This is a genomic window from Staphylococcus sp. OJ82 (assembly GCF_000294465.1).
GTDB classification, from domain to species: Bacteria; Bacillota; Bacilli; order Staphylococcales; family Staphylococcaceae; genus Staphylococcus; species Staphylococcus equorum.
Genome location: NZ_ALPU01000003.1, coordinates 535,576 through 559,015, shown reverse-complemented (window position 1 = coordinate 559,015; position 23,440 = coordinate 535,576). Strand labels below are relative to the sequence as shown.

Below are 23,440 nucleotides of genomic sequence, written 5' to 3'. Positions count from 1 at the left end.
CACTATAAATAGATTTATTAAATGTGTAATTATAATAAATTTACATATTTAAAAGCCTTCCAATTATTCACCCATAAGGTAATTGTTTGGAAGGCTTATCTAGTATATTAATTTCATAACACATTAACATGACAGATTTTAATATTTATAACTTATGATTCTTGATTGAGTTGAATTACTAATTTACCAATCATGTTTTGATTTTCAAGTTTCGTATGTGCTTCGAACAGACTATTTGCTGTTAAACCATCTATCACTTCATTTAAAGTTGGTTGATATACATTCGCTTCTATTTTTTCAGAAATGTCCGTTAAATAGTCACGATGTAAAGTCATGTCTTCAGTTTCATGTAGCGGTCTTGAATACATATATTCATGTGTAAATGTAATACTTTTAGGTTTGAGTAAGTTTAAATCTTGTTTATTTTTAAAAGCGACAATGGTTGCAATGATCCCTCTTGGTTTTACGAGTTCGATCATTTTTTCATAGTATTGATCTGTATCAAATGTACAGAAAATATAATCAACTTCGCTTATTTCATATTTTTCAAACTCTTTAACTAAATCATTTTTATGATTTAATACAATATCTGCACCCATATCCTTAGACCAAAGATACGTTTCTTCTCGTGAAGCGGTTGTAATAACATGGAGTCCATAGTGTTTAGCTATTTGCGTTGCAATACTTCCTACACCACCTGCACCATTGATAATTAAAATAGTCTTACCTTTATTATCTTCTGGATTATGCGAAATTTTAAATACATCAAATAATGTTTCTGATGCAGTGAGTCCTGTTAAAGGTAAACTTGCAGCTTCAGCAGCACTTATATTTTTAGGTTTTTTAGCGACAAGACGCTCATCAACAAGTTGGTATTCTTGATTAGAACCTTGATATGCAGGAGAGCCAGAATAAAATACTTCGTCGCCAACTTTAAAATGATTAATTTCTTCACCTACCGCTTCTACCACACCAACAGCATCAAAGCCTAGAACTCGTGGTGGTTCGTCAACAGGAGACTGTCTTATTTTAGTATCTACAGGATTAACACTAATCGCTTTTACACGTACTAAAAGTTCGTATTGCGTTGGTTCAGGTCGTTCAACTTCAAATTCATAGAACTGATTTCCTTCATCTAGATCAAAACGAGTATCTGCACCTATTGCTTTCATATTACATATCTCCTTTAATGTTTAGATATTGTCTGACACCTGTACAACCTGTTTGCCAAAGTTATCGCCTGTAAATAAGTTTCTAAATGCCTCTGGTATGTGTTCAAATCCATTCATGACTGACGTTTTTGTTTTTATTTTATCTTCTTGGACCCATTGGGCAAGTTGTTTACTCGCATTTGCGAAATCATCTGCATAATTTGCCACAATAAAGCCTTTCATTAATGCTTGTGATTTTATGAGGATGGGTTGGATACGTGGACCATGTTCAATCGTTGTATCATTGTAACCAGAAATTGCTCCACAAACAGGAATGCGAGCAAATTGATTTAAGTGTTTCATTACTTCATCAGCAATCAATCCACCGACGTTTTCGAAATACACATCTACACCATTTGGTACTGCTTTAGCAAGTTGTTCTGAAAAATCATCTGCTTTATAATCCACACTCGCATCAAAACCTAATGTTTCTGTTAAGTATGTTGTTTTTTCAGGGCCACCTGCAATACCTACAACATAAGCACCTTTTAATTTAGCAATTTGTCCGACCACAGAACCAACCGCACCAGATGCTGCAGATACAACAACTGTTTCGCCTTCTTTCGGTTGTCCAATTTTTAATAGCCCATGATATGCTGTTTGACCAGGCATGCCTAACACGCTTAAATATAAATGTAGTGGAACATCTGTGTTAGATACCTTAATAACATGCTTTGCTGGGACATTGCTTAGTTTTTGCCAAGGGAATTGTCCAGTAACAATGTCACCTTTATCAAAACCATCTGCTTCTGATGCAATGACTTTACCAACAACATGCCCTGATAAAGGTTCATCAATTTGGAATGGTGTGATATAAGAATCACTATCATCCATACGTCCGCGCATATATGGATCTACTGATATATATAACGCTTCTACTTGAATTTCATCTTTTTTCGGCATATCTATTTCAACAGTTTCATATTTAAATATCTCATCTGAAGGAATGCCTTCAGGTCTCTTAGCTAATACGATTTGTTCTGTATTCATTATATTGCCTCCATTCGCTATTTTCTTTCATTTTATAGTGATATAACGGTGCAATCAATCAAATCGCTTATTGAGCTCTATGTGGTCATGTTATGCTTACGTTAAATTCATATACTAATCGATATATAGTAATAAGGAGATATTGAAGTGAAACTAAGTATTTTAGATTATGTTCCAATTTTTGAAGGCCGCAACGCGACACAGGCTTTAAATCATACCGTTGAATTAGCTCAATTAGCTGAGTCATTAGGCTTTTATCGCTATTGGGTGGCAGAGCATCATCAAGTGCATTCTGTAGCCTCTAGTGCGCCTGAAATGATTATGATGTCACTCTTAGAACAAACATCCTCCATTCATATTGGAAGTGGCGGTATTATGCTGCCTCATTATAGTGCATATAAAATTGCAGAACAATTTAAATTAATGGAAGCACGTCACCCTGGACGCGTCGATTTAGGCACAGGACACTCGCCTAGCTTCAAAAATGTGAATCATGCTTTAAATGAAGCTAAAACAAAAGATATAAGTTATAAAACACAAATTAATGATTTAATGCATTATTTTAATGATGACAATTCTTATAATCATCGTTTTAAAGGGTTACAAGCAACGCCATTAATCGATACGAAGCCGAGTATGTTTATATTAGGCATGAGTAAACAAAGTGCTGCAATCGCTGCAGAAAAAGGATTAGCTTTCGTAGTTGCACTTATGGGTCAAGCTAACCACATTACTGAAAATGTTATTAATCATTATCGTGACTTATTTAAACAATTTCATCCTGAAAGTGAATCTTATGTTATTATTTCTACGTTTGTAATTACTGCACAACAGCAATCACAAATAGCTCAATTAGAACATGCATTTCATTTATGGTTAGTGCGCATTGGTTATTTGGATCAGCCTGAGTTTTATCCTTCAATTGAATTTGCAATGCATCGACAACTCTCAACACGTGAACAAGATAAAAAGATTTCTAACCAAAATAGAGTGATTTCAGGTTTACCTAATGATGTTATAAAAGCACTGAATGATGTTGCTTTAAGATTTAATGCTGACGAAATTATGATTCAACCACACGTTTTTGGTGAAACACACCGAAAAACATTGCTAGAGTTAATTGCCAAGGAAAATATGACAGAATAATAATAAAAGCAATATATCGCCCACATTTAACTATCGGCTGATATATTGCTTTTTTGCATGATATTTTAATTTACAGATCTTTATCCCATAAGAATTCATTTATTTTATCTTGCACTTTTTTATTATTTGCTAGTTTTCCATGCTCTGCATTAGGCCCATGCACTTTAAATTCATCATATGATTTTACGTTGTCACCTAATAAATATTTTAATGATCTTGAAGATACATTAGTCACCCTACCGTCTGAGTCTGTACCATCTTCAATGTCTCCATATATATTTAGCACATTGACGTCATCAGGAAATTTATGTTTCATAGCTCGTAATTCTTTATAATCATCCATTATTTTATTAGGTTTGCCATTTTTATCTAATTCAACATTTAATTTTTTGCCATCTACATCTACCTCACCATTAAAGTTCCCGGCCAAATTTACTACTTTATTTAAAGTAGGTAGTTGTTCATCGTCTCCATAATTTAACATATAGTAACTAAATGATTTATTACTCATAGAATGTGCGACAAAATTAAATTTTTCAAAGTTATATTGATAGTTCGTGGCAATGATGGCATTTCTTATCCATTTTGCATTTTTTTCTACATTTTCATTATTATTATCTTCTAACTTAATTTTAATAATTGGATATTTAGATTTACTTGTTAAATTTCCATCGAATGTCACCTTTCCATCAGATGAAACATATGCTTGAATAACCTCTTTTGATGCACCTGACTTAATAGCTGAATTTACTAGAAAATTCCCTGAGTCAGCTGAGCCTTTATATCCATGAAGATAAAATGTAGGTATTGCTTCCTCGGAATCACTTCTGACAGGATATTCGTTATTTCCATAATATTTAATTACTAAAATAACTACACTTAATAAGGCAACGAGCAAAATGATAAGTAGTACTGTGTAGAAATTATGAGAGTTCTTTTTATCTTTCATGTAATCACGCCTTATATTATAGAGTTATTTTCCTTAATTACCCAACATCTTATCATACTTAACGTTTTAAAATAAATTTTTATTTTGTAATACAAAAAAAGCACTTTCCAATATAATTGGAAAGTGCTTTTTAATATCGAACACAAACTGTCTACACTAATTTGCGTACTGTATCTGGAAGCGAATAACTTCGCAACAGTTGCAGTAGTAATATTAACGTTTTGAGAACTGTGGTGAACGACGAGCTTTTTTAAGACCTGGTTTTTTACGTTCTTTCATACGAGGATCACGAGTAAGTAATCCAGCGCGTTTTAAAGAACCTCTGTATTCAGGATCTGCTTCTAATAATGCACGAGCAATACCGTGACGGATTGCTTGAGCTTGTCCAGTAAATCCACCACCGTGAACGTTAACTAAAACGTCATAGTTACCTTTAGTTTCTGTAACATCAAACGGTTGGTTTATATCTAAAATTAATGATTCAAATGGTAAGTAGCTACGTACATCGCTGCCGTTAACAGTAATATTACCTTCACCTGGTACTAAACGTACACGTGCTACTGAGTTTTTACGACGGCCTGTGCCTTTATATTCAACTTGTGCCAATGTAATTTCCTCCTTTTAATTAACCACGTAACTCGTAGTTTTCTGGTTGTTGTGCAGCGTGTGGATGTTCAGCGCCACCATATACAAATAATTTTTTACCTTGTTTTTCGCCTAAACGCGTGCTTGGTAGCATACCTTTAATTGAATTTTCAAGTAAACGTTCTGGGTTCTTAGCTTTTAACTCACCAGCAGAAATTGATTTAATTCCGCCTGGATGGTTTGAGTGACGATAATACATTTTATCTTGTTCTTTGTTACCTGTAAAATGTATTTTTGAAGCGTTGATGATAATCACATAATCACCTGTATCAACGTGTGGTGTATAAGTTGCTTTATTTTTACCGCGTAAAATAGTTGCTACCTCTGATGATAAACGACCAAGTGTTTTATCTTCAGCATCAATAACATACCATTTGCGCTCAATGTTTGATTCATTAGCCATAAATGTTTGACGCATATAATTGTCCTCCTAGAATAAATAAATGTTTCTTGTTTAATAGTTATTACTTTTAAGTTTAGATGTCATTTATTTTGTTAATTTTTTGTTCTTGTTCTACGTGCTTCTATATCTTGTTACACAATAAGATTCCGGGGCTTATCGTGGGTGATATAAAACAATACCGTTAGTAATCGTATAATTTTTAAGCCGTTTTGTCAATCTTATTTAATCATTTTGTGTTGATTTTTTTTGATGTATTTTTATATCACTACCAAAGTCATTGATTAACGCTGAAGATGTCAAATAAATCCGCTCTAAATATAATCCTTCAGATGGTGCAGTATACGGAACCTGATTACGATCTTTCATCATTAATAATTCAGGTACCTCTTCAGGATTACGCTTTCCTTTGCCAACTTCTAATAGAAACGCCATAAGCACACGTACCATATTATATAGGAATCCTGAGCCTGTGACAATATAATCCAGACCATTTTCTGTAATTTTAATACGACTTTCATATATCGTACGCACTTTACTCTCTACTTCTGTTTTTTGTGAACAAAAACCAGTAAAATCATGCGTTCCTACGAATAATTGGGCTGCCCGATTCATTTTTTCAGTATCTAATGAATCGGTAATATATGTTTTCAAACCGCATTGGAAAGGATCCTTGTGCTCTGATTGATAAATTTTATAACGGTAAGACTTGCCGACACAATCATATCTACAATGAAAGTCATCATCGACAATCATTACATCATTCACATAAACATCATCAGGCAAAGCACGATTCATTACGTACTTCCATTGTGGCGGAGCAATGTTCAATTCTGTATCAAAATGAAAATATTGTTCTAACGCGTGTACGCCTTTATCGGTTCTACTACTTGGGTGAATTCGCACATGACGTTTGTGCATTCTTTTAAGTATTTTTTCAAACTGTTGTTGTACTGTTCTACCATTTTGTTGTATTTGAAAACCAAGAAACTGACTTCCTTGGTATGAAATATTTACTAAAACACGCATCATGCATTACACTCCTATATATTTTAAAACAAACAATATCACTGCTATTGGTATTAGTAATATGAGCACTAATACATCTGTCCATCGCCATTGCAACTTACGATAACTCGTACGTTGTTTTTTAGTATCGTAACCTCTTACTTCCATTGCAATAGCTAAGTCTTCTGCCCTTTGAAACGCTGAAATAAACAATGGTATTAATAATGGTATAAATGCTTTAATTCGATTAATCAATCCTCCAGAGCTTATTTCTGAGCCACGAGATTTTTGAGCTAAAATAATTTTATCTAACTCGTTCATCAGTGTTGGTATAAATCGCAACGCTATCGACATCATCATGCTCAATAGATGCACAGGTATCTTAACAAGTTTAAGCGGTGATAATAGTCTTTCAAATGCATCTGTTAAGTCAATTGGACTTGTCGTTAACGTTAATATCGTTGAAATCATAATGATGAACATGAGTCTCAATACAATATAAATACCTTCTAAAATCCCCTGTGTATCAATAGAGATAAATGACAGCTCAAATATTCTTGTGCCACCCTTGGTTAGAAACAAATGCATTAGAAAGGTAAATATGAGAAATATCCATATTGGCGTTAATCCTTTTACTAAAAACCATAATTTAATATGGGCTAACTTCATGAAAGTCAATATTAATAGAAACAACCAAAAATAAGTAGCAAACGAATGTGCAAAAAAGATTAATACAATAAAGAAAAAGGCAAATATCAATTTTGAACGTGGGTCCAAACGATGTATTATTGTATCTAACGGCAGATAGCGGCCTATGATAAACTTATCTCTCATGTTTTTGCCACTCCTTATACATTTCAATAAATTCTGCTTCAGTTAATGCGATTTTATTAAAATAATATTGATGTTTATCTTCAATATCCCTTTGCAGTTTCACAATATTTGGTACATCTAAGTGCATTTGATTCACATAGTTCGTATCACTAAATAATTTACGTGGTGTACATGAATCAATAAGTTTGCCATTGCTCATAATTTTAACTTCATCTACATATTTTGCTACGTCATTCATTTCATGCGTTACAAGGATGATTGTTTTTTGTTGTTCTACTTGAAGTTTTTTTATTAATTCCATGATTTGTTTTCTACTCTTTGGATCAAGGCCTGCAGTAGGTTCATCTAAAATAACAATGTCTGGATCCATTGCGAGTATTGATGTAATTGCGATTTTTCTCATTTGCCCACCTGACATTTGAAAAGGAGACTGCTGCAATATATCCCTGTTAAAACCAAATTCTAATAGTAAACGAAACGCACGTTCTTTTACTTCGTTAAGTGGCATGTTAAAGTTTTGAGGACCAAAAAGAATCTCTCTTTCAACAGAATCTTCGAATAGTTGTGACTCCGGAAATTGAAATACAACACCTACGCGTTTACGTACTTGCTTTAAAAACTTATCTTTAGTCTTATGGGTGATTGTTATATCATCTACTTCTAATGCACCACTAGTTGGCTTTAAAAGGCCATTGAAATGTTGAATCAATGTTGATTTGCCAGAACCAGTTTGTCCTATTACAGCATAGTATTTTCCTTGTTCAAATGATGTGACAATGTCTTCCAACGCAAGATACTCAAAGGGTGTGCCATTTTGATATACATAACTAACTTGGTTAAAATGAACCGTCATAATTTTCTTACCAACCCTTCATAAGTTACGTAATCAGTAACGCCTAATAACTGCTGATGCATCCGCATTGAAAATGGAAGATCTAAACCAATCTTTGTGAGTTCATTACCATCACTAAAAATTTCTTCTGGTAAGCCCGATTGATGTACCGTACCTTCATTTAACACCACTACATGGTCGGCCTCTACTGCTTCTGACAAATCATGTGTAATAGAAATAATCGTAACATCTTTATCGTCTTTTAAACGATGAATCAATGAAAGTAACTCATTTCTACCAGCAGGGTCTAACATAGAAGTAGCTTCGTCTAATATAATGATATCTGTATCCAAAGCGAGGACTCCTGCAATTGCAACACGTTGCTTTTGGCCTCCTGAGAGAGACTGGGGTTCGTATTTAGCTCTATCTAACATTTCTACGTCAGCTAATGCTTCAGGCACAATACTCTGCATGCTTTCATATGTTACGCCATTATTTTCTAAACCAAATGCAACATCATACTCCACTGTAGACCCTACAAATTGATTTTCAGGATTTTGGAACACAATGCCAATGTGCTGTCTTAAATAACTCAAATTATCTTCTTGAACTAATCTATTAAGCAAATAAATATCACCATCAAATGGTGATTCTATGCCTATCATTAGTTTAGCAATAGTAGATTTACCTGAACCATTATGTCCTACAATTGATGTCCATTGTCCTTTTGGAATCTCAAAAGATACGTCATTTAACGCAAATCGTTCATCACTATTATATTTAAATGAAACATGATTAAATGTAATAATATTATCTCGCGTGTCCACATCAATTGCCTCCCAAAATTTATAATCATCATTGTTGTATACTTATCCTATTTTACATGAAACTTTCTAAAGAAGCACTAGTAAAGTCTAAAGAAACACTGCTATAAATAAGTACTTTAAAACTTTTATAAAATAACTCTTTTGACATTTGCGCATTAGTGTAAGTGTTCATACCTTGCTAATGGGAGTGGGACAGAAATCAAATTTTTCTAACAAGATTTCGTCGTATGAGCCAAGTCCCGCTAAGCGGACTAGAAAATGGCATACAAACGTTGAAGCTCTTGCATAAGAACTACTGCTCTTCATAGAAGTAGTTCTTTAAAAGTTTAATATAAGCGCATTTTCAGTTCAGTCAGCCACTGCCAATATAATAATTGAGGATGAGACATGTATTTTGTCCCAACCTCTTGATTTTCAAATGCATAAGGCCCCCTCAATTCTGTAGGAATTGTGGAGGCCTTATAAATAAAAAAAGCGCGCACCCCATCATATTTTTGAGTTCACGCTTTAAAGTTTATTAAGTTTGATGGGGTACTCTGAGCTAGACAATATTTGTATGTGGCAAACATTATCGTTGCACTCATTTGCTTTATACATAGTAGTACGTATATTTAAATTAAACTAATTCGATAATTACTGATTCAGCTCCGTCACCGCGACGAGGGCCTACTTTAAGAATACGAGTGTAACCGCCTTGACGTTCTGTATAACGTTCAGCAACTTCACCGAATAATTTTTGTAGTGCAGTTTGAATTGATTCATCATCATTTAAGATTTCAACATTGCGTAAAGTTTTAGCAGCTTGACGACGAGAAGCTAAATCTCCTTTTTTACCTAAAGTGATTAATTTTTCAACAACACTACGTAGTTCTTTTGCACGTGCTTCTGTAGTTTCAACACGTTCACTAACGATAAGTGATGTAGCTAAATCGCGTAACATAGCTTTACGTTGATCAGAAGTACGACCTAATTTTCTGTAACCCATGAGTTAACCTCCTTTATATTAATCTTCTTTTCTTAATCCTAAACCTAAATCTTCAAGTTTGTATTTAACTTCTTCTAAAGATTTACGACCTAAATTACGGACTTTCATCATGTCAGCTTCTGATTTATCAGCTAACTCTTGGACAGAGTTGATACCTGCGCGTTTTAAACAGTTGTAAGAACGTACAGATAAATCTAATTCTTCAATTGACATTTCAAGAACTTTTTCTTTTTGATCTTCTTCTTTTTCAATCATGATTTCAGCATTTTGTGCTTCATCAGTTAATCCAACAAAGATATTCAAATGTTCAGTTAAGATTTTTGCAGCTAATGAAACAGACTCTTGTGGCGTTATAGAACCATTAGTCCAAACATCTAACGTTAATTTATCAAAATCACTACTTTGACCTACGCGCGTGTTTTCTACAGTATAGTTAACACGTTCTACAGGTGAATATAATGAATCAACTGGAATTACACCAATTGGTAAATCACTAGTGTTATTTTGTTCTGCTAATGCGTAGCCTCTACCTTTATTAGCAACTAGACGGATTTTTAAATGTCCACCTTTAGAAACTGTTGCAATTTTAATCTCAGGATTCAGTATCTCTACATCACTATCATGAGTAATGTCACTTGCAGTTACTTCGCCTTCATCTTTAACATCGATTTCCAAAGTTTTTTCTTCTTCAGAATAGATTTTTAATGCTAGCTTTTTGATGTTCATAATAATTGCAGAAACATCTTCAACAACATTATCTATAGCTGAGAATTCATGTAATACGCCTTCGATTTCAATGTATTTAACGGCAGCACCTGGTAATGAAGATAGTAGGATACGACGTAAGGAGTTTCCTAGTGTAGTACCGTAGCCACGTTCTAGTGGTTCAACAACGAACTTACCGAATTTAGCATCATCACTAATTTCAATTGTTTCAATTCTAGGTTTTTCGATTTCAATCATTTACAAATATCCTCCTTGATTACGTCGACTTGATTTGTACTGTAATTTCTCAGTGACCTGCGACAATAACAATAAAATTATACGCGACGACGTTTTGGTGGACGACAACCATTATGTGGAACTGGAGTAACGTCACGGATTGCAGTTACATCTAATCCAGCTGATTGTAATGCACGGATAGCTGATTCACGACCAGGACCTGGGCCTTTTACAGTGACTTCAACAGATTTCAAACCATGTTCCATAGCTGATTTAGCAGCAGTTTCTGATGCCATTTGAGCTGCGAATGGAGTTGATTTTTTTGATCCTTTGAATCCAAGTGCACCTGCTGATGACCATGATAACGCATTACCAAATTCATCAGTAATTGTTACGATTGTATTATTGAATGTTGAACGGATGTGAGCCACACCATTTTCAATATTCTTTTTCACTCTACGTTTACGAGATACTTGTTTACGTGCCATTTAAATTTTGCCTCCTTTACCTATTATTTTTTCTTGTTAGCTACAGTTTTAACTGGGCCTTTACGAGTACGAGCATTGTTCTTAGTCTTTTGTCCGCGTACTGGTAAGCCACGACGGTGACGGATACCACGGTATGATGAGATTTCCATTAAACGTTTAATGTTTAAGTTTTGCTCACGACGTAAGTCACCTTCTACTTTATAGCTATCTACTACTTCACGGATACGACCTAATTCATCATCAGTTAATTCGTTAACGCGTGTGTCTGGTGAAACGTTAGCTTCTTCAGCAATTTTATTAGCTGTAGTAGTACCGATACCATATACATAAGTTAATGAAATAACAATACGTTTTTCACGTGGAATATCTACTCCTGCAATACGTGCCATAATTATTTACACCTCTCTTTATTAGCCTTGTCTTTGTTTATGTTTTGGGTTGCTACAAATTACCATTACTTTACCTTTACGTTTAATGACTTTACATTTTTCGCAAATTGGTTTTACTGATGGTCTTACTTTCATTTTAATACCTCCCTATATTATGGAGTGACGATTATTTATAACGATACGTAATTCTTCCGCGCGTTAAATCGTACGGAGACATTTCTACAGTTACTTTGTCGCCAGGCAGAATACGAATATAATTCATTCTGATTTTACCACTTACGTGAGCTAAAATCTCATGACCATTTTCTAATTCTACTTTAAACATTGCATTTGGTAAAGTATCTAACACAGTACCTTCTAATTCAATAACATCTTGTTTAGCCATTTATTAACTTCCCCCTTTTTGCAATAGTTGGTTATCGTCAACAATCAACTCTAACCATACGAGTCTATAAGTGTTGTTAATAAGTTTAACAAAATTAAAATGAATTACTATATCGCATTGTCACTCTTATTCAATTATACTTTCGACATTCCATAGACCGTACAAGTTGATATTATTTTAAGTTTTCTAAGATATCGATAACGTCTTCAGTTACGACTTTAATATCTCTTGAACCATCAATGTTTTTTAATACTTTTTTATTATCATAGAATTCTAAGATAGGTTTAGACTGTTTAACATTGACATTTAAACGATTTGCAACTGTTTCTGGGTTGTCATCTTCACGTTGGTATAATTTACCACCATCAAGATCACAAATACCTTCAACTTTAGGAGGATTGAATACAAGATGATAAGTTGTTCCGCATTTTTCGCAAATTCTACGACCAGTTAGGCGGTTCATTAATTCTTCTTCAGCTACCTCTATATTGATAACAGCATCAATTTTTCTATCTAATTCTTGCATAATTTCATTTAATGCTTCAGCTTGTTCAATAGTACGAGGAAAGCCATCTAGTAAGAATCCTTTTTTTGCATCGTCTTCAGAAATTCTATCTTTAACGATGCCCACAGTTACTTCATCAGGGACTAATTCTCCACGATCCATGAATGACTTAGCTTCTTTGCCTAAATCTGTTCCATCTTTAATCGCTTTTCTGAACATGTCTCCAGTAGATATGTGTGGAATTGGGAATTTCTTTACAATTTCACTCGCTTGAGTTCCTTTACCTGCACCAGGTAAACCCATTAAAATGATATTCATAAGTGCCCTCCTACAATTTATCTACCACCAAAGCCTCTATAATCTTTCTGAGTCACTTGAGCTTCAAGACTCTTCATTGTTTCTATTGCTACACCAATTACGATAAGTAAGCTGGTACCACCAAGCTGAATAGATTGAGGTAAGCTCATTACTTTAGTAGCAATGATTGGCAGAATCGCAATTACAGCTAAGAATATTGACCCTACAAATGTTAAACGATAGAGAACTCCAGTAATATATTTTTTTGTTTGTTCACCAGGTCTAATACCTGGAACATAACTTCCTTGTTTCTTGAGATTATCTGACATCTTTCCAGGATTGACTTGAACAAATGCATAGAAGTATGTGAATGCAATGATAAGCACCACATAAACAATCATACCGATATTACTCGATGGATTTGCCACGTCTGAAATCTTCTGCGCCCAACTAGCGTCAGGGAAGAACAATGTTAATGTTCTAGGTAACAAGAAGAATGCCATTGCAAAGATAACCGGGATAACCCCAGCAGCGTTAACTTTCAAAGGTAAATATGTTGCTTGTGAACCTAATCGTTGTGTTGATTGCTTTTTCGCATATTGAATTGGAATTTTACGAATAGCTTGTAATACAAATATTGCACCGACTGTTAATAATACCATTCCGATGATTAACCCTAGTACTTTCAACCATGCCATTGTAGTATCATCTTGACCTACGAAAGACTGTTGATAGAACTGAATTAATGATGAAGGTAGTGATGATAAAATACCACCAAAGATGATAATCGAAATACCATTACCAACACCGAATTGAGTGATTTGATCACCCATCCAAATTAAGAATGCTGTACCTGCTGTTAATACAACAGCTATTAATAAATAACTAAGGATTGATTGATCAATGATCAATTGACCCTTTAGATAATTATTAAATTGGAACGCCATCCCAATTGACTGGATAAAGGCAAGAACAATAGCAAAATAACGTGTGATGTTAGTAAGTTTTTTTCTACCTGCATCACCTTGTTTTGCCCACTCAGAAAACTTCGGAACAATATCCATTTGTAATAGCTGCATCACAATTGATGCAGTAATGTAAGGCATTATACCCATGGCAAAGATTGAGAAATTCTGCAAGGCTCCGCCACCAAATGTATTTAACAAATCAGTGACACCTTGAGATCCTTGTCTACTGTCAAAAGCAGCTGGATTTACGCCAGGTGCTGGAATATAAGTACCTATTTTAAAAATAACTAACATTGCGAGAGTAAAAAAGATCTTGTTACGAACTTCTTTAGTTTTAAAGAAGCTCACAAGCGTTTGAAACATTAGATCACCTCGTGTGCTCCGCCTTTTGCATCAATAGCATCTACTGCAGACGCAGAGAATTTGTTAGCTTTCACAGTTAACTTTTTGTCTAGTGAACCTTTACCTAGTACTTTAACACCAGATTTTTCGTTCTTAACTACACCAGATTCTACTAATAAAGCAGGAGTTACTTCAGTACCATCCTCAAATTTATTAAGTTGGTCTAAGTTAACAATAGCATATTCCTTACGGTTAATGTTAGTAAAACCTCGTTTTGGTAAACGACGGAATAATGGTAATTGACCACCTTCGAAACCTGGTCTTACACTACCACCTGAACGTGCTTTTTGACCTTTTTGTCCACGACCACTAGTTTTACCGTTACCAGTAGCTGCACCACGTCCAACACGGTTACGTACTTTACGAGAACCTTCTGACGGTTTTAGCTCATGTAATTTCATTTCGGCACCTCCTTAATTATTTTTCTTCTACTGTCACTAAGTGATTGATTTTGTTGATTTGCCCACGAATAGCAGGGTTATCTTCAACAACTACTGAAGAGTTCGTTTTTTTCAAACCTAGAGCTTCAACAGTTTTACGTTGTGTTTCTGGACGACCTATAACACTACGAGTGAGGGTAATTTGTACTTTAGCCATAACTTATTTTCCCTCCTTAATTGTATAATTCTTCTACTGATTTACCGCGTAATTTCGCAACTTCTTCAGCATTTTTAAGGTTTTTTAATCCATTAATTGTTGCACGAACCATGTTGATTGGTGTATTTGATCCTAAAGATTTACTTAAGATATCAGTGATACCAGCTAATTCTAATACCGCACGAACAGGGCCACCTGCAATAACACCAGTACCTGGTGCTGCTGGTTTCATTAAAACATTACCTGAACTGAAACGACCATTAATAATGTGAGGTGTTGTACCTTCAACACGTGGAACAACTACTAAGTCTTTCTTAGCTGCTTCTACTGCTTTTTTGATTGCTTCTGGCACTTCTTGTGCTTTACCAGTACCGAATCCAACGCGACCGTTTTTATCTCCAACCACTACTAAAGCAGTGAAACGGAAACGACGACCACCTTTTACAACTTTAGCAACACGGTTAATTGTAACAACGCGTTCTTCAAATTCTTTCACTTCTTCTCTACGAGCCATGTAAATGTCCCTCCTTCAAATTAAAATTCTAATCCATTTTCACGAGCTGCATCTGCTAAGGCTTTAACACGGCCATGGTATAAATATCCTCCACGGTCAAAAACAATTGTTTTAATACCTTTATCGCTAGCTCTTTTAGCTACAGTTTCGCCGACTTTAGCTGAAAGTTCAACTTTTGAACCTGTTTCATTTGCTAAGTCTTTTTCTTGTGTTGATGCTTGTGCTAATGTTTTGCCATTAACATCATCGATAACTTGTGCGTAAATATGTTTGTTTGAACGATAGATGTTTAAACGTGGTTTTTCAGCTGTGCCTGACAATTTATTACGGACACGAGCATGTCTTTTCAAACGCACTTGGTTTTTATCAATTTTGCTGATCATTTTATTACTCCTTTCTTCTGAAAGTTATTTATTATTTACCAGTTTTACCTTCTTTACGGCGAACGAATTCTCCTTGATAGCGAATTCCTTTACCTTTATACGGTTCTGGTGGTCTTGTTGCACGAATGTTTGAAGCGATAGCGCCAACTGCTTCTTTAGAAATACCAGTTACTGTAACTTTAGTATTTTTTTCAACAGCGAAACTAACACCATTATCAGCTTTAATTTCAACTGGGTGTGAATAGCCAACATTAAGGATTAAGTCTTCACCTTGCATTTGAGCACGGTAACCTACACCTACTAGTTCTAATGTTTTTTGGTATCCTTCTTTAACACCGATGATCATATTATTAATTAAAGTACGAGTTGTACCATGTACTGTTTTATCATCTTTAGAATCAGATGGTCTCACAACTTCTAAAGTACTTTCATCCTGTTTATATGTCATTCTTTCATCCATAGTTTTAAACAATTCACCTTTAGGACCTTTAACAGTTACTGTATTGCCTTCAATAGTTACTGTTACGTCACTAGGGATGTCAATAATTTTTTTACCAACACGACTCATGTTATCGCACCTCCTTGTTATTTATTATTACCAAACGTAACCTAGGATTTCTCCGCCGATATTACGTTTTCTTGCTTCTTTATCAGTGATAACACCTTCTGAAGTAGAAACTAATGCAATGCCAAGACCGTTAAGTACTTTAGGTACTTCGTTAGCTTTAGCATAAACACGTAAACCTGGTTTAGAAATACGTTTTAATCCAGTGATAACACGTTCATTGTTTTGACCATATTTAAGGAATAAACGGATAACCCCTTGTTTATCGTCTTCAACAAATTCTACGTTTTTAATGAAACCTTCACTTTTTAAAATTTCAGCAATTTCTTTTTTAATGTTTGAAGCAGGTAATTCTAATTTATCGTGACGCACCATGTTGGCGTTTCTTACACGAGTTAGCATATCTGCAATTGGATCGTTGATTGTCATTGATTGTTGCCTCCTTTCAGACTTTTTATATTACCAGCTAGCTTTACGAACGCCAGGGATTTGGCCTTTATAAGCTAATTCACGGAAACAAATACGGCATAATTTGAATTTACGATATACAGAATGTGGACGACCACAGCGTTCACAACGAGTATATTCACGTACTTGGAACTTTTGTTTTTTTTGTTGCTTAGCAACCATTGAAGTTTTAGCCACTTAATTAGCCTCCTTTAGAGATTATTTTTGAAATGGCATACCGAATTGTGTTAACAATTCACGAGCTTCCTCGTCAGTGTTAGCAGTTGTTACGATAACGATATCCATTCCTCGTATTTTACTTACTCGGTCATAGTCGATTTCAGGGAAAATTAATTGTTCTTTAATACCTAAAGTGTAGTTACCTCTGCCATCAAATGCAGATTTAGATACACCACGGAAGTCACGTACACGAGGTAGTGATACAGAAATTAATTTATCTAAAAAGTCATACATTCTTTCGCCACGTAAAGTTGTTTTAGCACCAATTGGCATACCTTCACGTAAACGGAATGTTGCAACAGATTTTTTAGCTTTTGTGATTAATGGTTTTTGACCAGTGATAGCTTGTAATTCCTCTACAGCATCATCTAATACTTTAGTATTTTGTACAGCGTCACCGACACCCATATTTACTACGATTTTATCAATTTGCGGCACTTCCATTACTGAACTATAGTTAAAATGTTTCACTAAGTTTTGAGTAACTTCAGAGTTGAATTTTTCTTTTAAACGGTTCACAGTGGATCCTCCTTTCAATTAGTTATTAATTATTAGTTTTGATTTCTTCGCCTGATTTTTTAGCGATACGAACTTTTTTGCCATCTTCGAATTTATAACCTACGCGTGTTGGTTCATTCGTTTTAGGATCTAATAATTGTACGTTAGAAACATGGATTGCTGCCTCTGTTTCTAAGATTCCACCTTCAGGATTAAATTGAGTTGGTTTTTGGTGCTTTTTGATTGTATTGACACCTTCCACAACGACACGGTCTTTTTTAGGTTCAGTTGCAACAACTTTACCTTCTTTACCTTTGTCTTTACCTGCGATAACTTTTACGTTGTCACCTTTTTTGATATGCATGTGTGGCACCTCCTTAAATTTATATATTTATAAATGTATTATTAAAGTACTTCTGGAGCTAATGATACAATTTTCATGAAGTTGCCTTCACGTAATTCACGTGCAACAGGTCCAAAGATACGAGTACCGCGTGGGCCTTTATCGTCGCGAATAATGACACATGCATTTTCATCAAATTTGATGTATGAACCATCGTTACGACGTACGCCTGATTTAGTACGTACGATAACAGCTTTAACTACTTCACCTTTTTTGACAACGCCACCTGGTGTAGCATTTTTAACACTTACTACGATAACGTCACCAATATTCGCTGTTTTACGACCAGATCCACCTAATACTTTAATTGTAAGAACTTCACGTGCACCAGAGTTATCTGCTACTTTTAATCGTGTTTCTTGTTGGATCATGAGTTAAACCTCCTTTATCTTCACTATTTATTAAATAATAACTGATTCTTCAACAATTTCTACCAAACGGAAACGTTTAGTTGCTGATAAAGGACGTGTTTCTTGTATTTTAACTGTGTCCCCTAATTTAGCTGAGTTGTTTTCATCATGAGTTTTGTATTTTTTAGAGTATTTTACTCGTTTACCATATAATTTGTGCATTTTGTATGTTTCAACAAGTACAGTTACAGTTTTATCCATTTTATCGGAAACGACTCTACCTACATAAACTTTACGATCATTTCTTTCGCTCACTATAGTAACCTCCTCTTTAAATTAAATTATTGATTAGCTTTACCTTGTTCAATTTCTCTTTCACGAACAACAGTTTTTAGACGTGCAATCGTTTTTCTTACCGTGCGAATACGTGCAGTTTCTTCTAATTGACCTGTTGCTAACTGAAAGCGTAGGTTAAAAAGCTCTTCTTTTGAAGATTTAATTTGTTCTTCGATTTCTGAAGTGGTTAAGTCTCTAATTTCCTTAGCTTTCATTTGTTTCACCACCCAATTCTTCACGTTTTACAAACTTAGTTTTCACTGGAAGTTTGTGACTAGCTAAACGTAATGCTTCGCGCGCAACTTCTTCGTCAACGCCTGCGATTTCAAATAAAATTCTACCTGGTTTTGCTACTGCAATCCAGCCTTCAACCGCACCTTTACCAGCACCCATACGTACTTCTAAAGGTTTTTTAGTGTAAGGTGTATGTGGGAAGATTTTAATCCAAACTTTCCCGCCACGCTTCATGAAACGTGTCATTGCAATACGAGCTGATTCGATTTGACGAGATGTGATCCAAGAAGTTGTAGTTGCTTGTAAACCATACTCACCAAATGTTACATGGTTACCGCCTTTAGAACGACCAGTTGTTTTAGGACGATGTTGGCGACGATATTTTACACGTTTTGGTAGTAACATTATTATTTTCCTCCTTCACTAGTGTTCTTAGTAGCAGGAAGAACTTCTCCACGATAAATCCATACTTTGACACCTAATTTACCGTAAGTAGTGTCAGCTTCTGCATGTGCGTAACTAATGTCGGCACGTAGTGTATGAAGTGGAACAGTTCCTTCTGAATATTGCTCGATACGAGCGATGTCAGCTCCGCCTAAACGACCTGAAACTTGTGTTTTGATACCTTTAGCGCCATTTTTCATAGCTCTAGTAATAGCTTGTTTTTGTACACGACGGAACGATGCACGGTTTTCTAATTGTACTGCAATATTTTCAGCAACAAGTTTAGCATCTAAATCAATTTTCTTGATTTCAATAACATTGATATGAACTTTTTTGCTTGTTAATGAGTTCAATTTATTACGTAATTTTTCAATTTCTGAACCGCCTTTACCGATTACCATACCTGGTTTACCAGTATGAATAGCGATGTTGATACGGTTAGCAGCACGCTCAATTTCAACTTGAGAAACTGACGCTTCTTTTAATGCGTTATCAATATACTTACGGATTTTTAAATCTTCGTGTAATAATGATGCGAAGTCTTTTTCTGCATACCATTTAGCTTCCCAATCACGGATGATACCAACACGAAGTCCGATTGGATTAATTTTTTGACCCACAGTGTTCCCTCCTTAAAAGATTATTAAGCTTCTTTAGCTTCTTCTTTACCGTCACTTACGACGATTGTAATGTGGCTTGTACGTTTGTTGATCGCACTTGCACGGCCTTGTGCACGTGGACGGAAACGTTTTAATGTTGGTCCTTCATTAGCATAAGCTTCTTTAACTATTAACTCATCAGTGTTCATGTCATAGTTATGTTCAGCATTTGCTAAAGCGGACATTAATAATTTTTCAACTACTGGTGATGAAGCTTTGTTTTTTAATTTTAAAATCGCTATAGCTTCACCAGCGCTCTTGCCTCTAATTAGATCTAATACTAATCTAACTTTACGAGGTGCGATTCTTATTGTTTTAGCAACCGCTTTTGCTTCCATTCGAATTTCCTCCTCTACTTGTTAGAAGTTATCTTCTAGTTTTTTTGTCATCTGCTGCATGACCTTTAAAAGTACGTGTTGGTGCGAATTCTCCTAATTTATGACCAACCATATCTTCAGTTACGAATACAGGTACGTGTTTACGTCCATCATATACTGCGAATGTATGTCCGATAAAATCAGGGAAAATAGTTGAACGACGTGACCAAGTTTTGATTACTTGTTTTTTCTCGCTTCCGCTTTGAGCCTCAACTTTTTTCTTTAGATGATCGTCAGCAAAAGGTCCTTTTTTAATACTACGAGCCATAGTGGCGCCTCCCTTCTTATTGTGAGCGTGCAGCAATCATGCCGCACACGCAAATAAGTCATTTTTATTTTTTCTTCTTACGTCCACGAACGATAAGTTTGTCTGAAGATTTTTTACCACGACGAGTTTTCTTACCAAGCGTAGGTTTACCCCAAGGTGACATTGGAGATGGCATACCGATAGGTGCACGTCCTTCACCACCACCGTGTGGGTGATCGTTAGGGTTCATTACAGAACCACGAACTGTTGGGCGTTTGCCTTTCCATCTAGAACGTCCTGCTTTACCAACGTTAACAAGTTCATGTTGTATGTTACCAACTTGACCAACAGTAGCACGGCAAGTTGAAAGAATCATACGTACTTCACCAGATCTTAATCTGATTAAAACATATTTACCTTCTTTACCAAGTACTTGTGCACTAGCACCAGCTGAACGAGCGATTTGCCCACCTTTACCAGGTTTCAACTCGATGTTGTGTACTACTGTACCTACTGGGATGTTAATTAATGGTAATGCATTACCTAATTTGATATCTGCATTTTCACCGTTTTCCAATACTTGACCTACTTTAAGGTTTTTTGGAGCGATGATATAGCGTTTTTCTCCATCAGCATAAACTAATAATGCAATGTTTGCTGAACGGTTTGGATCATATTGAATTGAATCAACTTTAGCGTTGATGCCGTCTTTATTACGTTTGAAATCAATAACACGGTATTGACGTTTATGTCCTCCACCGCGATGGCGAACTGTCAATTTACCTTGGTTATTTCGTCCCGCTCTTTTCGGTAGCGGTTGTAATAATGATTTTTCTGGAGTTGTTTCAGTGATTTCTGAGAAATCATAACCAGTCATATTACGACGACCATTAGTAATTGGCTTATATTTTTTTAGAGCCATTGTCGTTTACCTCCTTATTGGTAATGTTTTAGTTGAATAGATCGATTGATCCTTCTTTTAATTTTACAATTGCTACGCGTCTTTTGTTTGTATAGCCTTGGTAACGGCCCATACGTTTTTTCTTTGGTTTGTAGTTGATGATGTTTACATTTGCAACTTTTACGTCAAAGATTTCTTCAACAGCGATTTTAACTTGTGTTTTATTAGCACGAGTATCAACGTCGAATGTGTATTTGTCTTCTGCCATAGCGACAGATGATTTTTCAGTGATTACGGGGCGCTTAAGAACGTCTCTTGCTTCCATTATCCTAGCACCTCCTCAACTTTTTTAGCAGCTGATTCTGTAATTACTACACTGTCAGCGCTTGTGATATCTAGAACATTTAAACCTTGAGCTGTAGTAACTTGTACACCAGGAATGTTACGAGCAGATAATGCTACGTTTACATCTTCTGATTCAGTAACTACTAATACTTTTTTAGGTTGTTCTAAATTTGAAAGTACAGTTTTGAACTCTTTAGTTTTTGGAGCTTCTAAGTTTAATGTATCAACAACAGTTAAACCTTTTTCTTGTACTTTATAAGATAATGCTGAGCGTAATGCTAAACGACGCATTTTCTTAGGCATTTTGTATGAGTAGCTTCTTGGTGTTGGTCCGAATACGATACCACCACCACGCCATTGTGGAGCACGGATTGTACCTTGACGCGCACGTCCTGTACCTTTTTGTCTCCATGGTTTAGCTCCGCCGCCTCGTACTGCTGAACGGTTCTTAACAGCGTGTGTACCTTGGCGTAATGAAGCACGTTGTAAATTAATTGCTTCAAAAAGAACACTATTGTTTGGTTCGATTGCAAATACTGCATCGTTTAATTCAACTGAACCTGATTTAGTTCCATCTACTTTTAATACATCATAATTTGCCATTATGCATATCCTCCTTTCATTCTATATTATTTATTACCTTTGATTGATGAAGTGATTTCTAAGAAACCTTTTTTAGGTCCAGGTACATTACCTTTAACTAAAATTACATTGTTTTCAGTATCAATTTGAACTACTTCTAAGTTTTGAACTGTTACTGTGTCTCCACCCATACGTCCAGGCATTTTTTGTCCTTTAAAGACTTTTGAAGCATCTGATGCCATACCTATTGAACCAGGTGATCTATGGAAATGAGAACCATGTGACATTGGACCACGTGCTTGATTATGACGTTTAATGGCACCTTGGAAACCTTTACCTTTAGATACGCCTGTTACATCAATTACGTCTCCAGCTTCAAATGTATTAACTGAGACTTCTTGACCTACTTCGTATTCATCAACATTAACGTTTTTGAATTCACGAATGAAGCGCTTAGGTGCTGTGCCTGCTTTTTTAGCATGGCCTTCAGCTGGTTTGTTAGCATATTTGCTAGTTTTGCTACCTTTTTTATAAGCTCGTTTATCTTCGTAGCCTACTTGTATTGCGTTGTAACCATCAATCTCTTCAGATTTCTTTTGTAATACAACGTTTTGGCTTGCTTCTACTACTGTTACTGGGATTAAATCACCGTTTTCTCCGAAAACTTGTGTCATCCCGATTTTTCTTCCTAAGATTCCTTTGGTCATCGAAAGTCCACCTCCTAAATTTTTCTATTATAATTTGATTTCGATGTCTACGCCAGATGGTAAGTTTAAGCCCATAAGAGCATCAACTGTTTTTGGTGTAGGGTTAACAATATCGATTAAACGTTTATGTGTACGTTGTTCGAACTGTTCACGTGAATCTTTGTACTTATGCACGGCACGAATTACAGTATAAACTGATCTTTCAGTCGGTAACGGAATTGGTCCAGATACATCTGCACCAGAACGTTTTGCTGTTTCAACAATTTTTTCTGCTGATTGATCGATTACGCGGTGATCATAAGCTTTTAATCTGATTCTGATTTTTTGTTTTGCCATAATTTTCCCTCCTTATTCGTCTACATTTAAGTGATAGACTTCTCCACGAAAACTATCTCACACAGCGCCATG

General features: G+C 35.4%; 39 protein-coding genes. 1 reads left to right on the top strand and 38 read right to left on the bottom strand.

The window, feature by feature from the left end; all coding sequences use genetic code 11:
• Positions 1-152: 152 nt before the first annotated feature.
• Positions 153-1,172 carry a zinc-binding alcohol dehydrogenase family protein gene (locus SOJ_RS04955; protein ID WP_002506996.1) on the bottom strand — a complete coding sequence of 340 codons (1,020 nt, stop codon included), beginning with the start codon at positions 1,170-1,172 and terminating at the stop codon, positions 153-155.
• Positions 1,173-1,193: 21 nt separating this feature from the next.
• Positions 1,194-2,201 (bottom strand): NADP-dependent oxidoreductase, encoded by a 1,008-nt coding sequence (locus SOJ_RS04950; RefSeq protein ID WP_002506995.1) that lies wholly within the window; start codon positions 2,199-2,201, stop codon positions 1,194-1,196.
• A gap of 147 nt (positions 2,202-2,348) precedes the next feature.
• Between SOJ_RS04950 and SOJ_RS04945 the strand changes: the two genes are divergently transcribed.
• Positions 2,349-3,347 carry an LLM class flavin-dependent oxidoreductase gene (locus tag SOJ_RS04945; protein ID WP_002506994.1) on the top strand — a complete coding sequence of 333 codons (999 nt, stop codon included), beginning with the start codon at positions 2,349-2,351 and terminating at the stop codon, positions 3,345-3,347.
• 70 nt (positions 3,348-3,417) lie between these two features.
• Here SOJ_RS04945 and SOJ_RS04940 read toward each other — a convergent pair whose 3' ends face one another.
• The 36 genes from SOJ_RS04940 to rpsJ form a co-directional block, all read right to left on the bottom strand.
• Positions 3,418-4,296, bottom strand: coding sequence for an alpha/beta hydrolase (locus SOJ_RS04940; RefSeq protein WP_002506993.1), 879 nt, complete (start codon positions 4,294-4,296; stop codon positions 3,418-3,420).
• Between the two features lie 213 nt (positions 4,297-4,509).
• Positions 4,510-4,902, bottom strand: coding sequence for a 30S ribosomal protein S9 (rpsI, locus tag SOJ_RS04935; RefSeq protein WP_002506992.1), 393 nt, complete (start codon positions 4,900-4,902; stop codon positions 4,510-4,512).
• 19 nt (positions 4,903-4,921) lie between these two features.
• Complete coding sequence (rplM, locus tag SOJ_RS04930) at positions 4,922-5,359, bottom strand: 50S ribosomal protein L13 (protein WP_002506991.1); 438 nt, start codon at positions 5,357-5,359, stop codon at positions 4,922-4,924.
• A 207-nt stretch (positions 5,360-5,566) separates the two neighbouring features.
• Complete coding sequence (gene truA / locus SOJ_RS04925) at positions 5,567-6,370, bottom strand: tRNA pseudouridine(38-40) synthase TruA (protein WP_037539455.1); 804 nt, start codon at positions 6,368-6,370, stop codon at positions 5,567-5,569.
• Positions 6,371-6,376: 6 nt separating this feature from the next.
• On the bottom strand, positions 6,377-7,183 hold the full coding sequence (locus tag SOJ_RS04920) for an energy-coupling factor transporter transmembrane component T family protein (RefSeq protein WP_002506989.1): 807 nt from the start codon (positions 7,181-7,183) through the stop codon (positions 6,377-6,379).
• Positions 7,173-8,036, bottom strand: a complete 864-nt coding sequence (locus SOJ_RS04915; RefSeq protein WP_002506988.1) for an energy-coupling factor transporter ATPase — start codon at positions 8,034-8,036, stop codon at positions 7,173-7,175. Before SOJ_RS04915 ends, SOJ_RS04920 begins: the two co-directional genes overlap by 11 nt.
• Positions 8,033-8,842, bottom strand: a complete 810-nt coding sequence (locus SOJ_RS04910) for an energy-coupling factor transporter ATPase (RefSeq protein WP_002506987.1) — start codon at positions 8,840-8,842, stop codon at positions 8,033-8,035. Before SOJ_RS04910 ends, SOJ_RS04915 begins: the two co-directional genes overlap by 4 nt.
• A 616-nt stretch (positions 8,843-9,458) precedes the next feature.
• Entirely contained in the window at positions 9,459-9,827 is a 369-nt protein-coding gene (gene rplQ, locus SOJ_RS04905; RefSeq protein ID WP_002506986.1) for a 50S ribosomal protein L17, read from the bottom strand.
• An 18-nt stretch (positions 9,828-9,845) separates the two neighbouring features.
• The gene (locus SOJ_RS04900) at positions 9,846-10,790 is read right to left on the bottom strand and encodes a DNA-directed RNA polymerase subunit alpha (RefSeq protein ID WP_002506985.1); all 945 of its coding nucleotides are present in this window, start codon (positions 10,788-10,790) and stop codon (positions 9,846-9,848) included.
• Between the two features lie 77 nt (positions 10,791-10,867).
• The gene (gene rpsK, locus SOJ_RS04895; protein WP_002506984.1) at positions 10,868-11,257 is read right to left on the bottom strand and encodes a 30S ribosomal protein S11; all 390 of its coding nucleotides are present in this window, start codon (positions 11,255-11,257) and stop codon (positions 10,868-10,870) included.
• Positions 11,258-11,280: 23 nt separating this feature from the next.
• Positions 11,281-11,646: a 30S ribosomal protein S13 gene (gene rpsM, locus SOJ_RS04890; protein WP_002506983.1), complete on the bottom strand. Its 366-nt coding sequence runs from the start codon at positions 11,644-11,646 to the stop codon at positions 11,281-11,283.
• 21 nt (positions 11,647-11,667) lie between these two features.
• Positions 11,668-11,781, bottom strand: a complete 114-nt coding sequence (rpmJ, locus tag SOJ_RS04885) for a 50S ribosomal protein L36 (RefSeq protein WP_002482634.1) — start codon at positions 11,779-11,781, stop codon at positions 11,668-11,670.
• Positions 11,782-11,812: 31 nt separating this feature from the next.
• A complete protein-coding gene (infA, locus tag SOJ_RS04880; protein WP_001118443.1) occupies positions 11,813-12,031 on the bottom strand; it encodes a translation initiation factor IF-1 in 219 nt (72 codons plus the stop codon).
• A gap of 172 nt (positions 12,032-12,203) precedes the next feature.
• Entirely contained in the window at positions 12,204-12,854 is a 651-nt protein-coding gene (locus tag SOJ_RS04875; RefSeq protein ID WP_002506982.1) for an adenylate kinase, read from the bottom strand.
• 17 nt (positions 12,855-12,871) lie between these two features.
• Positions 12,872-14,164 carry a preprotein translocase subunit SecY gene (gene secY / locus SOJ_RS04870; RefSeq protein ID WP_002506981.1) on the bottom strand — a complete coding sequence of 431 codons (1,293 nt, stop codon included), beginning with the start codon at positions 14,162-14,164 and terminating at the stop codon, positions 12,872-12,874.
• On the bottom strand, positions 14,164-14,604 hold the full coding sequence (gene rplO, locus SOJ_RS04865) for a 50S ribosomal protein L15 (protein ID WP_002506980.1): 441 nt from the start codon (positions 14,602-14,604) through the stop codon (positions 14,164-14,166). Before rplO ends, secY begins: the two co-directional genes overlap by 1 nt.
• Positions 14,605-14,620: 16 nt before the next feature.
• On the bottom strand, positions 14,621-14,800 hold the full coding sequence (rpmD, locus tag SOJ_RS04860) for a 50S ribosomal protein L30 (RefSeq protein WP_002506979.1): 180 nt from the start codon (positions 14,798-14,800) through the stop codon (positions 14,621-14,623).
• Positions 14,801-14,816: 16 nt separating this feature from the next.
• Positions 14,817-15,314, bottom strand: coding sequence for a 30S ribosomal protein S5 (gene rpsE / locus SOJ_RS04855; protein ID WP_002506978.1), 498 nt, complete (start codon positions 15,312-15,314; stop codon positions 14,817-14,819).
• A gap of 20 nt (positions 15,315-15,334) precedes the next feature.
• Entirely contained in the window at positions 15,335-15,697 is a 363-nt protein-coding gene (gene rplR, locus SOJ_RS04850) for a 50S ribosomal protein L18 (RefSeq protein WP_002506977.1), read from the bottom strand.
• Positions 15,698-15,728: 31 nt separating this feature from the next.
• Positions 15,729-16,265, bottom strand: a complete 537-nt coding sequence (gene rplF / locus SOJ_RS04845; RefSeq protein ID WP_002506976.1) for a 50S ribosomal protein L6 — start codon at positions 16,263-16,265, stop codon at positions 15,729-15,731.
• A gap of 27 nt (positions 16,266-16,292) precedes the next feature.
• Complete coding sequence (gene rpsH, locus SOJ_RS04840; RefSeq protein ID WP_002506975.1) at positions 16,293-16,691, bottom strand: 30S ribosomal protein S8; 399 nt, start codon at positions 16,689-16,691, stop codon at positions 16,293-16,295.
• A 30-nt stretch (positions 16,692-16,721) separates the two neighbouring features.
• Positions 16,722-16,907: a type Z 30S ribosomal protein S14 gene (locus SOJ_RS04835; RefSeq protein ID WP_002482625.1), complete on the bottom strand. Its 186-nt coding sequence runs from the start codon at positions 16,905-16,907 to the stop codon at positions 16,722-16,724.
• Between the two features lie 21 nt (positions 16,908-16,928).
• Positions 16,929-17,468: a 50S ribosomal protein L5 gene (rplE, locus tag SOJ_RS04830; RefSeq protein ID WP_002506974.1), complete on the bottom strand. Its 540-nt coding sequence runs from the start codon at positions 17,466-17,468 to the stop codon at positions 16,929-16,931.
• A 25-nt stretch (positions 17,469-17,493) separates the two neighbouring features.
• Complete coding sequence (gene rplX, locus SOJ_RS04825) at positions 17,494-17,811, bottom strand: 50S ribosomal protein L24 (protein WP_002506973.1); 318 nt, start codon at positions 17,809-17,811, stop codon at positions 17,494-17,496.
• Between the two features lie 41 nt (positions 17,812-17,852).
• Positions 17,853-18,221, bottom strand: coding sequence for a 50S ribosomal protein L14 (gene rplN, locus SOJ_RS04820; protein ID WP_002506972.1), 369 nt, complete (start codon positions 18,219-18,221; stop codon positions 17,853-17,855).
• Between the two features lie 30 nt (positions 18,222-18,251).
• Positions 18,252-18,515: a 30S ribosomal protein S17 gene (gene rpsQ, locus SOJ_RS04815; RefSeq protein WP_002506971.1), complete on the bottom strand. Its 264-nt coding sequence runs from the start codon at positions 18,513-18,515 to the stop codon at positions 18,252-18,254.
• A gap of 26 nt (positions 18,516-18,541) precedes the next feature.
• Positions 18,542-18,751 (bottom strand): 50S ribosomal protein L29, encoded by a 210-nt coding sequence (gene rpmC, locus SOJ_RS04810; protein ID WP_002506970.1) that lies wholly within the window; start codon positions 18,749-18,751, stop codon positions 18,542-18,544.
• On the bottom strand, positions 18,741-19,175 hold the full coding sequence (gene rplP / locus SOJ_RS04805) for a 50S ribosomal protein L16 (protein WP_002506969.1): 435 nt from the start codon (positions 19,173-19,175) through the stop codon (positions 18,741-18,743). Before rplP ends, rpmC begins: the two co-directional genes overlap by 11 nt.
• Before the next feature lie 2 nt (positions 19,176-19,177).
• Positions 19,178-19,834, bottom strand: coding sequence for a 30S ribosomal protein S3 (gene rpsC / locus SOJ_RS04800; RefSeq protein ID WP_002506968.1), 657 nt, complete (start codon positions 19,832-19,834; stop codon positions 19,178-19,180).
• Between the two features lie 23 nt (positions 19,835-19,857).
• Positions 19,858-20,211 carry a 50S ribosomal protein L22 gene (rplV, locus tag SOJ_RS04795; RefSeq protein ID WP_002482617.1) on the bottom strand — a complete coding sequence of 118 codons (354 nt, stop codon included), beginning with the start codon at positions 20,209-20,211 and terminating at the stop codon, positions 19,858-19,860.
• Between the two features lie 28 nt (positions 20,212-20,239).
• A complete protein-coding gene (gene rpsS, locus SOJ_RS04790; protein ID WP_002482616.1) occupies positions 20,240-20,518 on the bottom strand; it encodes a 30S ribosomal protein S19 in 279 nt (92 codons plus the stop codon).
• A 64-nt stretch (positions 20,519-20,582) separates the two neighbouring features.
• Positions 20,583-21,419: a 50S ribosomal protein L2 gene (gene rplB / locus SOJ_RS04785; RefSeq protein ID WP_002506967.1), complete on the bottom strand. Its 837-nt coding sequence runs from the start codon at positions 21,417-21,419 to the stop codon at positions 20,583-20,585.
• A gap of 28 nt (positions 21,420-21,447) precedes the next feature.
• Positions 21,448-21,723 (bottom strand): 50S ribosomal protein L23, encoded by a 276-nt coding sequence (gene rplW, locus SOJ_RS04780; protein WP_002506966.1) that lies wholly within the window; start codon positions 21,721-21,723, stop codon positions 21,448-21,450.
• A complete protein-coding gene (gene rplD, locus SOJ_RS04775; protein ID WP_002506965.1) occupies positions 21,723-22,346 on the bottom strand; it encodes a 50S ribosomal protein L4 in 624 nt (207 codons plus the stop codon). Before rplD ends, rplW begins: the two co-directional genes overlap by 1 nt.
• 26 nt (positions 22,347-22,372) lie before the next feature.
• Positions 22,373-23,032: a 50S ribosomal protein L3 gene (gene rplC / locus SOJ_RS04770; RefSeq protein ID WP_002506964.1), complete on the bottom strand. Its 660-nt coding sequence runs from the start codon at positions 23,030-23,032 to the stop codon at positions 22,373-22,375.
• A 27-nt stretch (positions 23,033-23,059) separates the two neighbouring features.
• Complete coding sequence (rpsJ, locus tag SOJ_RS04765) at positions 23,060-23,368, bottom strand: 30S ribosomal protein S10 (protein WP_002482611.1); 309 nt, start codon at positions 23,366-23,368, stop codon at positions 23,060-23,062.
• Positions 23,369-23,440 lie beyond the last annotated feature (72 nt).

What these genes read in the sequence shown, in the direction of transcription:
- SOJ_RS04955 (WP_002506996.1), bottom strand. Translation starts at nt 1,172, where the DNA reads ATGAAAGCAATAGGTGCAGATACTCGTTTTGATCTAGATGAAGGAAAT.
- SOJ_RS04950 (WP_002506995.1), bottom strand. Translation starts at nt 2,201, where the DNA reads ATGAATACAGAACAAATCGTATTAGCTAAGAGACCTGAAGGCATTCCT.
- SOJ_RS04940 (WP_002506993.1), bottom strand. Translation starts at nt 4,296, where the DNA reads ATGAAAGATAAAAAGAACTCTCATAATTTCTACACAGTACTACTTATC.
- rplM (WP_002506991.1), bottom strand. Translation starts at nt 5,359, where the DNA reads ATGCGTCAAACATTTATGGCTAATGAATCAAACATTGAGCGCAAATGG.
- truA (WP_037539455.1), bottom strand. Translation starts at nt 6,370, where the DNA reads ATGCGTGTTTTAGTAAATATTTCATACCAAGGAAGTCAGTTTCTTGGT.
- SOJ_RS04920 (WP_002506989.1), bottom strand. Translation starts at nt 7,183, where the DNA reads ATGAGAGATAAGTTTATCATAGGCCGCTATCTGCCGTTAGATACAATA.
- SOJ_RS04915 (WP_002506988.1), bottom strand. Translation starts at nt 8,036, where the DNA reads ATGACGGTTCATTTTAACCAAGTTAGTTATGTATATCAAAATGGCACA.
- rplQ (WP_002506986.1), bottom strand. Translation starts at nt 9,827, where the DNA reads ATGGGTTACAGAAAATTAGGTCGTACTTCTGATCAACGTAAAGCTATG.
- SOJ_RS04900 (WP_002506985.1), bottom strand. Translation starts at nt 10,790, where the DNA reads ATGATTGAAATCGAAAAACCTAGAATTGAAACAATTGAAATTAGTGAT.
- rpsK (WP_002506984.1), bottom strand. Translation starts at nt 11,257, where the DNA reads ATGGCACGTAAACAAGTATCTCGTAAACGTAGAGTGAAAAAGAATATT.
- rpsM (WP_002506983.1), bottom strand. Translation starts at nt 11,646, where the DNA reads ATGGCACGTATTGCAGGAGTAGATATTCCACGTGAAAAACGTATTGTT.
- rpmJ (WP_002482634.1), bottom strand. Translation starts at nt 11,781, where the DNA reads ATGAAAGTAAGACCATCAGTAAAACCAATTTGCGAAAAATGTAAAGTC.
- infA (WP_001118443.1), bottom strand. Translation starts at nt 12,031, where the DNA reads ATGGCTAAACAAGATGTTATTGAATTAGAAGGTACTGTGTTAGATACT.
- SOJ_RS04875 (WP_002506982.1), bottom strand. Translation starts at nt 12,854, where the DNA reads ATGAATATCATTTTAATGGGTTTACCTGGTGCAGGTAAAGGAACTCAA.
- secY (WP_002506981.1), bottom strand. Translation starts at nt 14,164, where the DNA reads ATGTTTCAAACGCTTGTGAGCTTCTTTAAAACTAAAGAAGTTCGTAAC.
- rplO (WP_002506980.1), bottom strand. Translation starts at nt 14,604, where the DNA reads ATGAAATTACATGAGCTAAAACCGTCAGAAGGTTCTCGTAAAGTACGT.
- rpmD (WP_002506979.1), bottom strand. Translation starts at nt 14,800, where the DNA reads ATGGCTAAAGTACAAATTACCCTCACTCGTAGTGTTATAGGTCGTCCA.
- rpsE (WP_002506978.1), bottom strand. Translation starts at nt 15,314, where the DNA reads ATGGCTCGTAGAGAAGAAGTGAAAGAATTTGAAGAACGCGTTGTTACA.
- rplR (WP_002506977.1), bottom strand. Translation starts at nt 15,697, where the DNA reads ATGATCAGCAAAATTGATAAAAACCAAGTGCGTTTGAAAAGACATGCT.
- rplF (WP_002506976.1), bottom strand. Translation starts at nt 16,265, where the DNA reads ATGAGTCGTGTTGGTAAAAAAATTATTGACATCCCTAGTGACGTAACA.
- rpsH (WP_002506975.1), bottom strand. Translation starts at nt 16,691, where the DNA reads ATGACAATCAACGATCCAATTGCAGATATGCTAACTCGTGTAAGAAAC.
- rplX (WP_002506973.1), bottom strand. Translation starts at nt 17,811, where the DNA reads ATGCATATCAAAAAAGGTGACAACGTAAAAGTTATCGCAGGTAAAGAC.
- rplN (WP_002506972.1), bottom strand. Translation starts at nt 18,221, where the DNA reads ATGATCCAACAAGAAACACGATTAAAAGTAGCAGATAACTCTGGTGCA.
- rpmC (WP_002506970.1), bottom strand. Translation starts at nt 18,751, where the DNA reads ATGAAAGCTAAGGAAATTAGAGACTTAACCACTTCAGAAATCGAAGAA.
- rplP (WP_002506969.1), bottom strand. Translation starts at nt 19,175, where the DNA reads ATGTTACTACCAAAACGTGTAAAATATCGTCGCCAACATCGTCCTAAA.
- rplV (WP_002482617.1), bottom strand. Translation starts at nt 20,211, where the DNA reads ATGGAAGCAAAAGCGGTTGCTAAAACAATAAGAATCGCACCTCGTAAA.
- rpsS (WP_002482616.1), bottom strand. Translation starts at nt 20,518, where the DNA reads ATGGCTCGTAGTATTAAAAAAGGACCTTTTGCTGACGATCATCTAAAG.
- rplB (WP_002506967.1), bottom strand. Translation starts at nt 21,419, where the DNA reads ATGGCTCTAAAAAAATATAAGCCAATTACTAATGGTCGTCGTAATATG.
- rplW (WP_002506966.1), bottom strand. Translation starts at nt 21,723, where the DNA reads ATGGAAGCAAGAGACGTTCTTAAGCGCCCCGTAATCACTGAAAAATCA.
- rplD (WP_002506965.1), bottom strand. Translation starts at nt 22,346, where the DNA reads ATGGCAAATTATGATGTATTAAAAGTAGATGGAACTAAATCAGGTTCA.
- rplC (WP_002506964.1), bottom strand. Translation starts at nt 23,032, where the DNA reads ATGACCAAAGGAATCTTAGGAAGAAAAATCGGGATGACACAAGTTTTC.
- rpsJ (WP_002482611.1), bottom strand. Translation starts at nt 23,368, where the DNA reads ATGGCAAAACAAAAAATCAGAATCAGATTAAAAGCTTATGATCACCGC.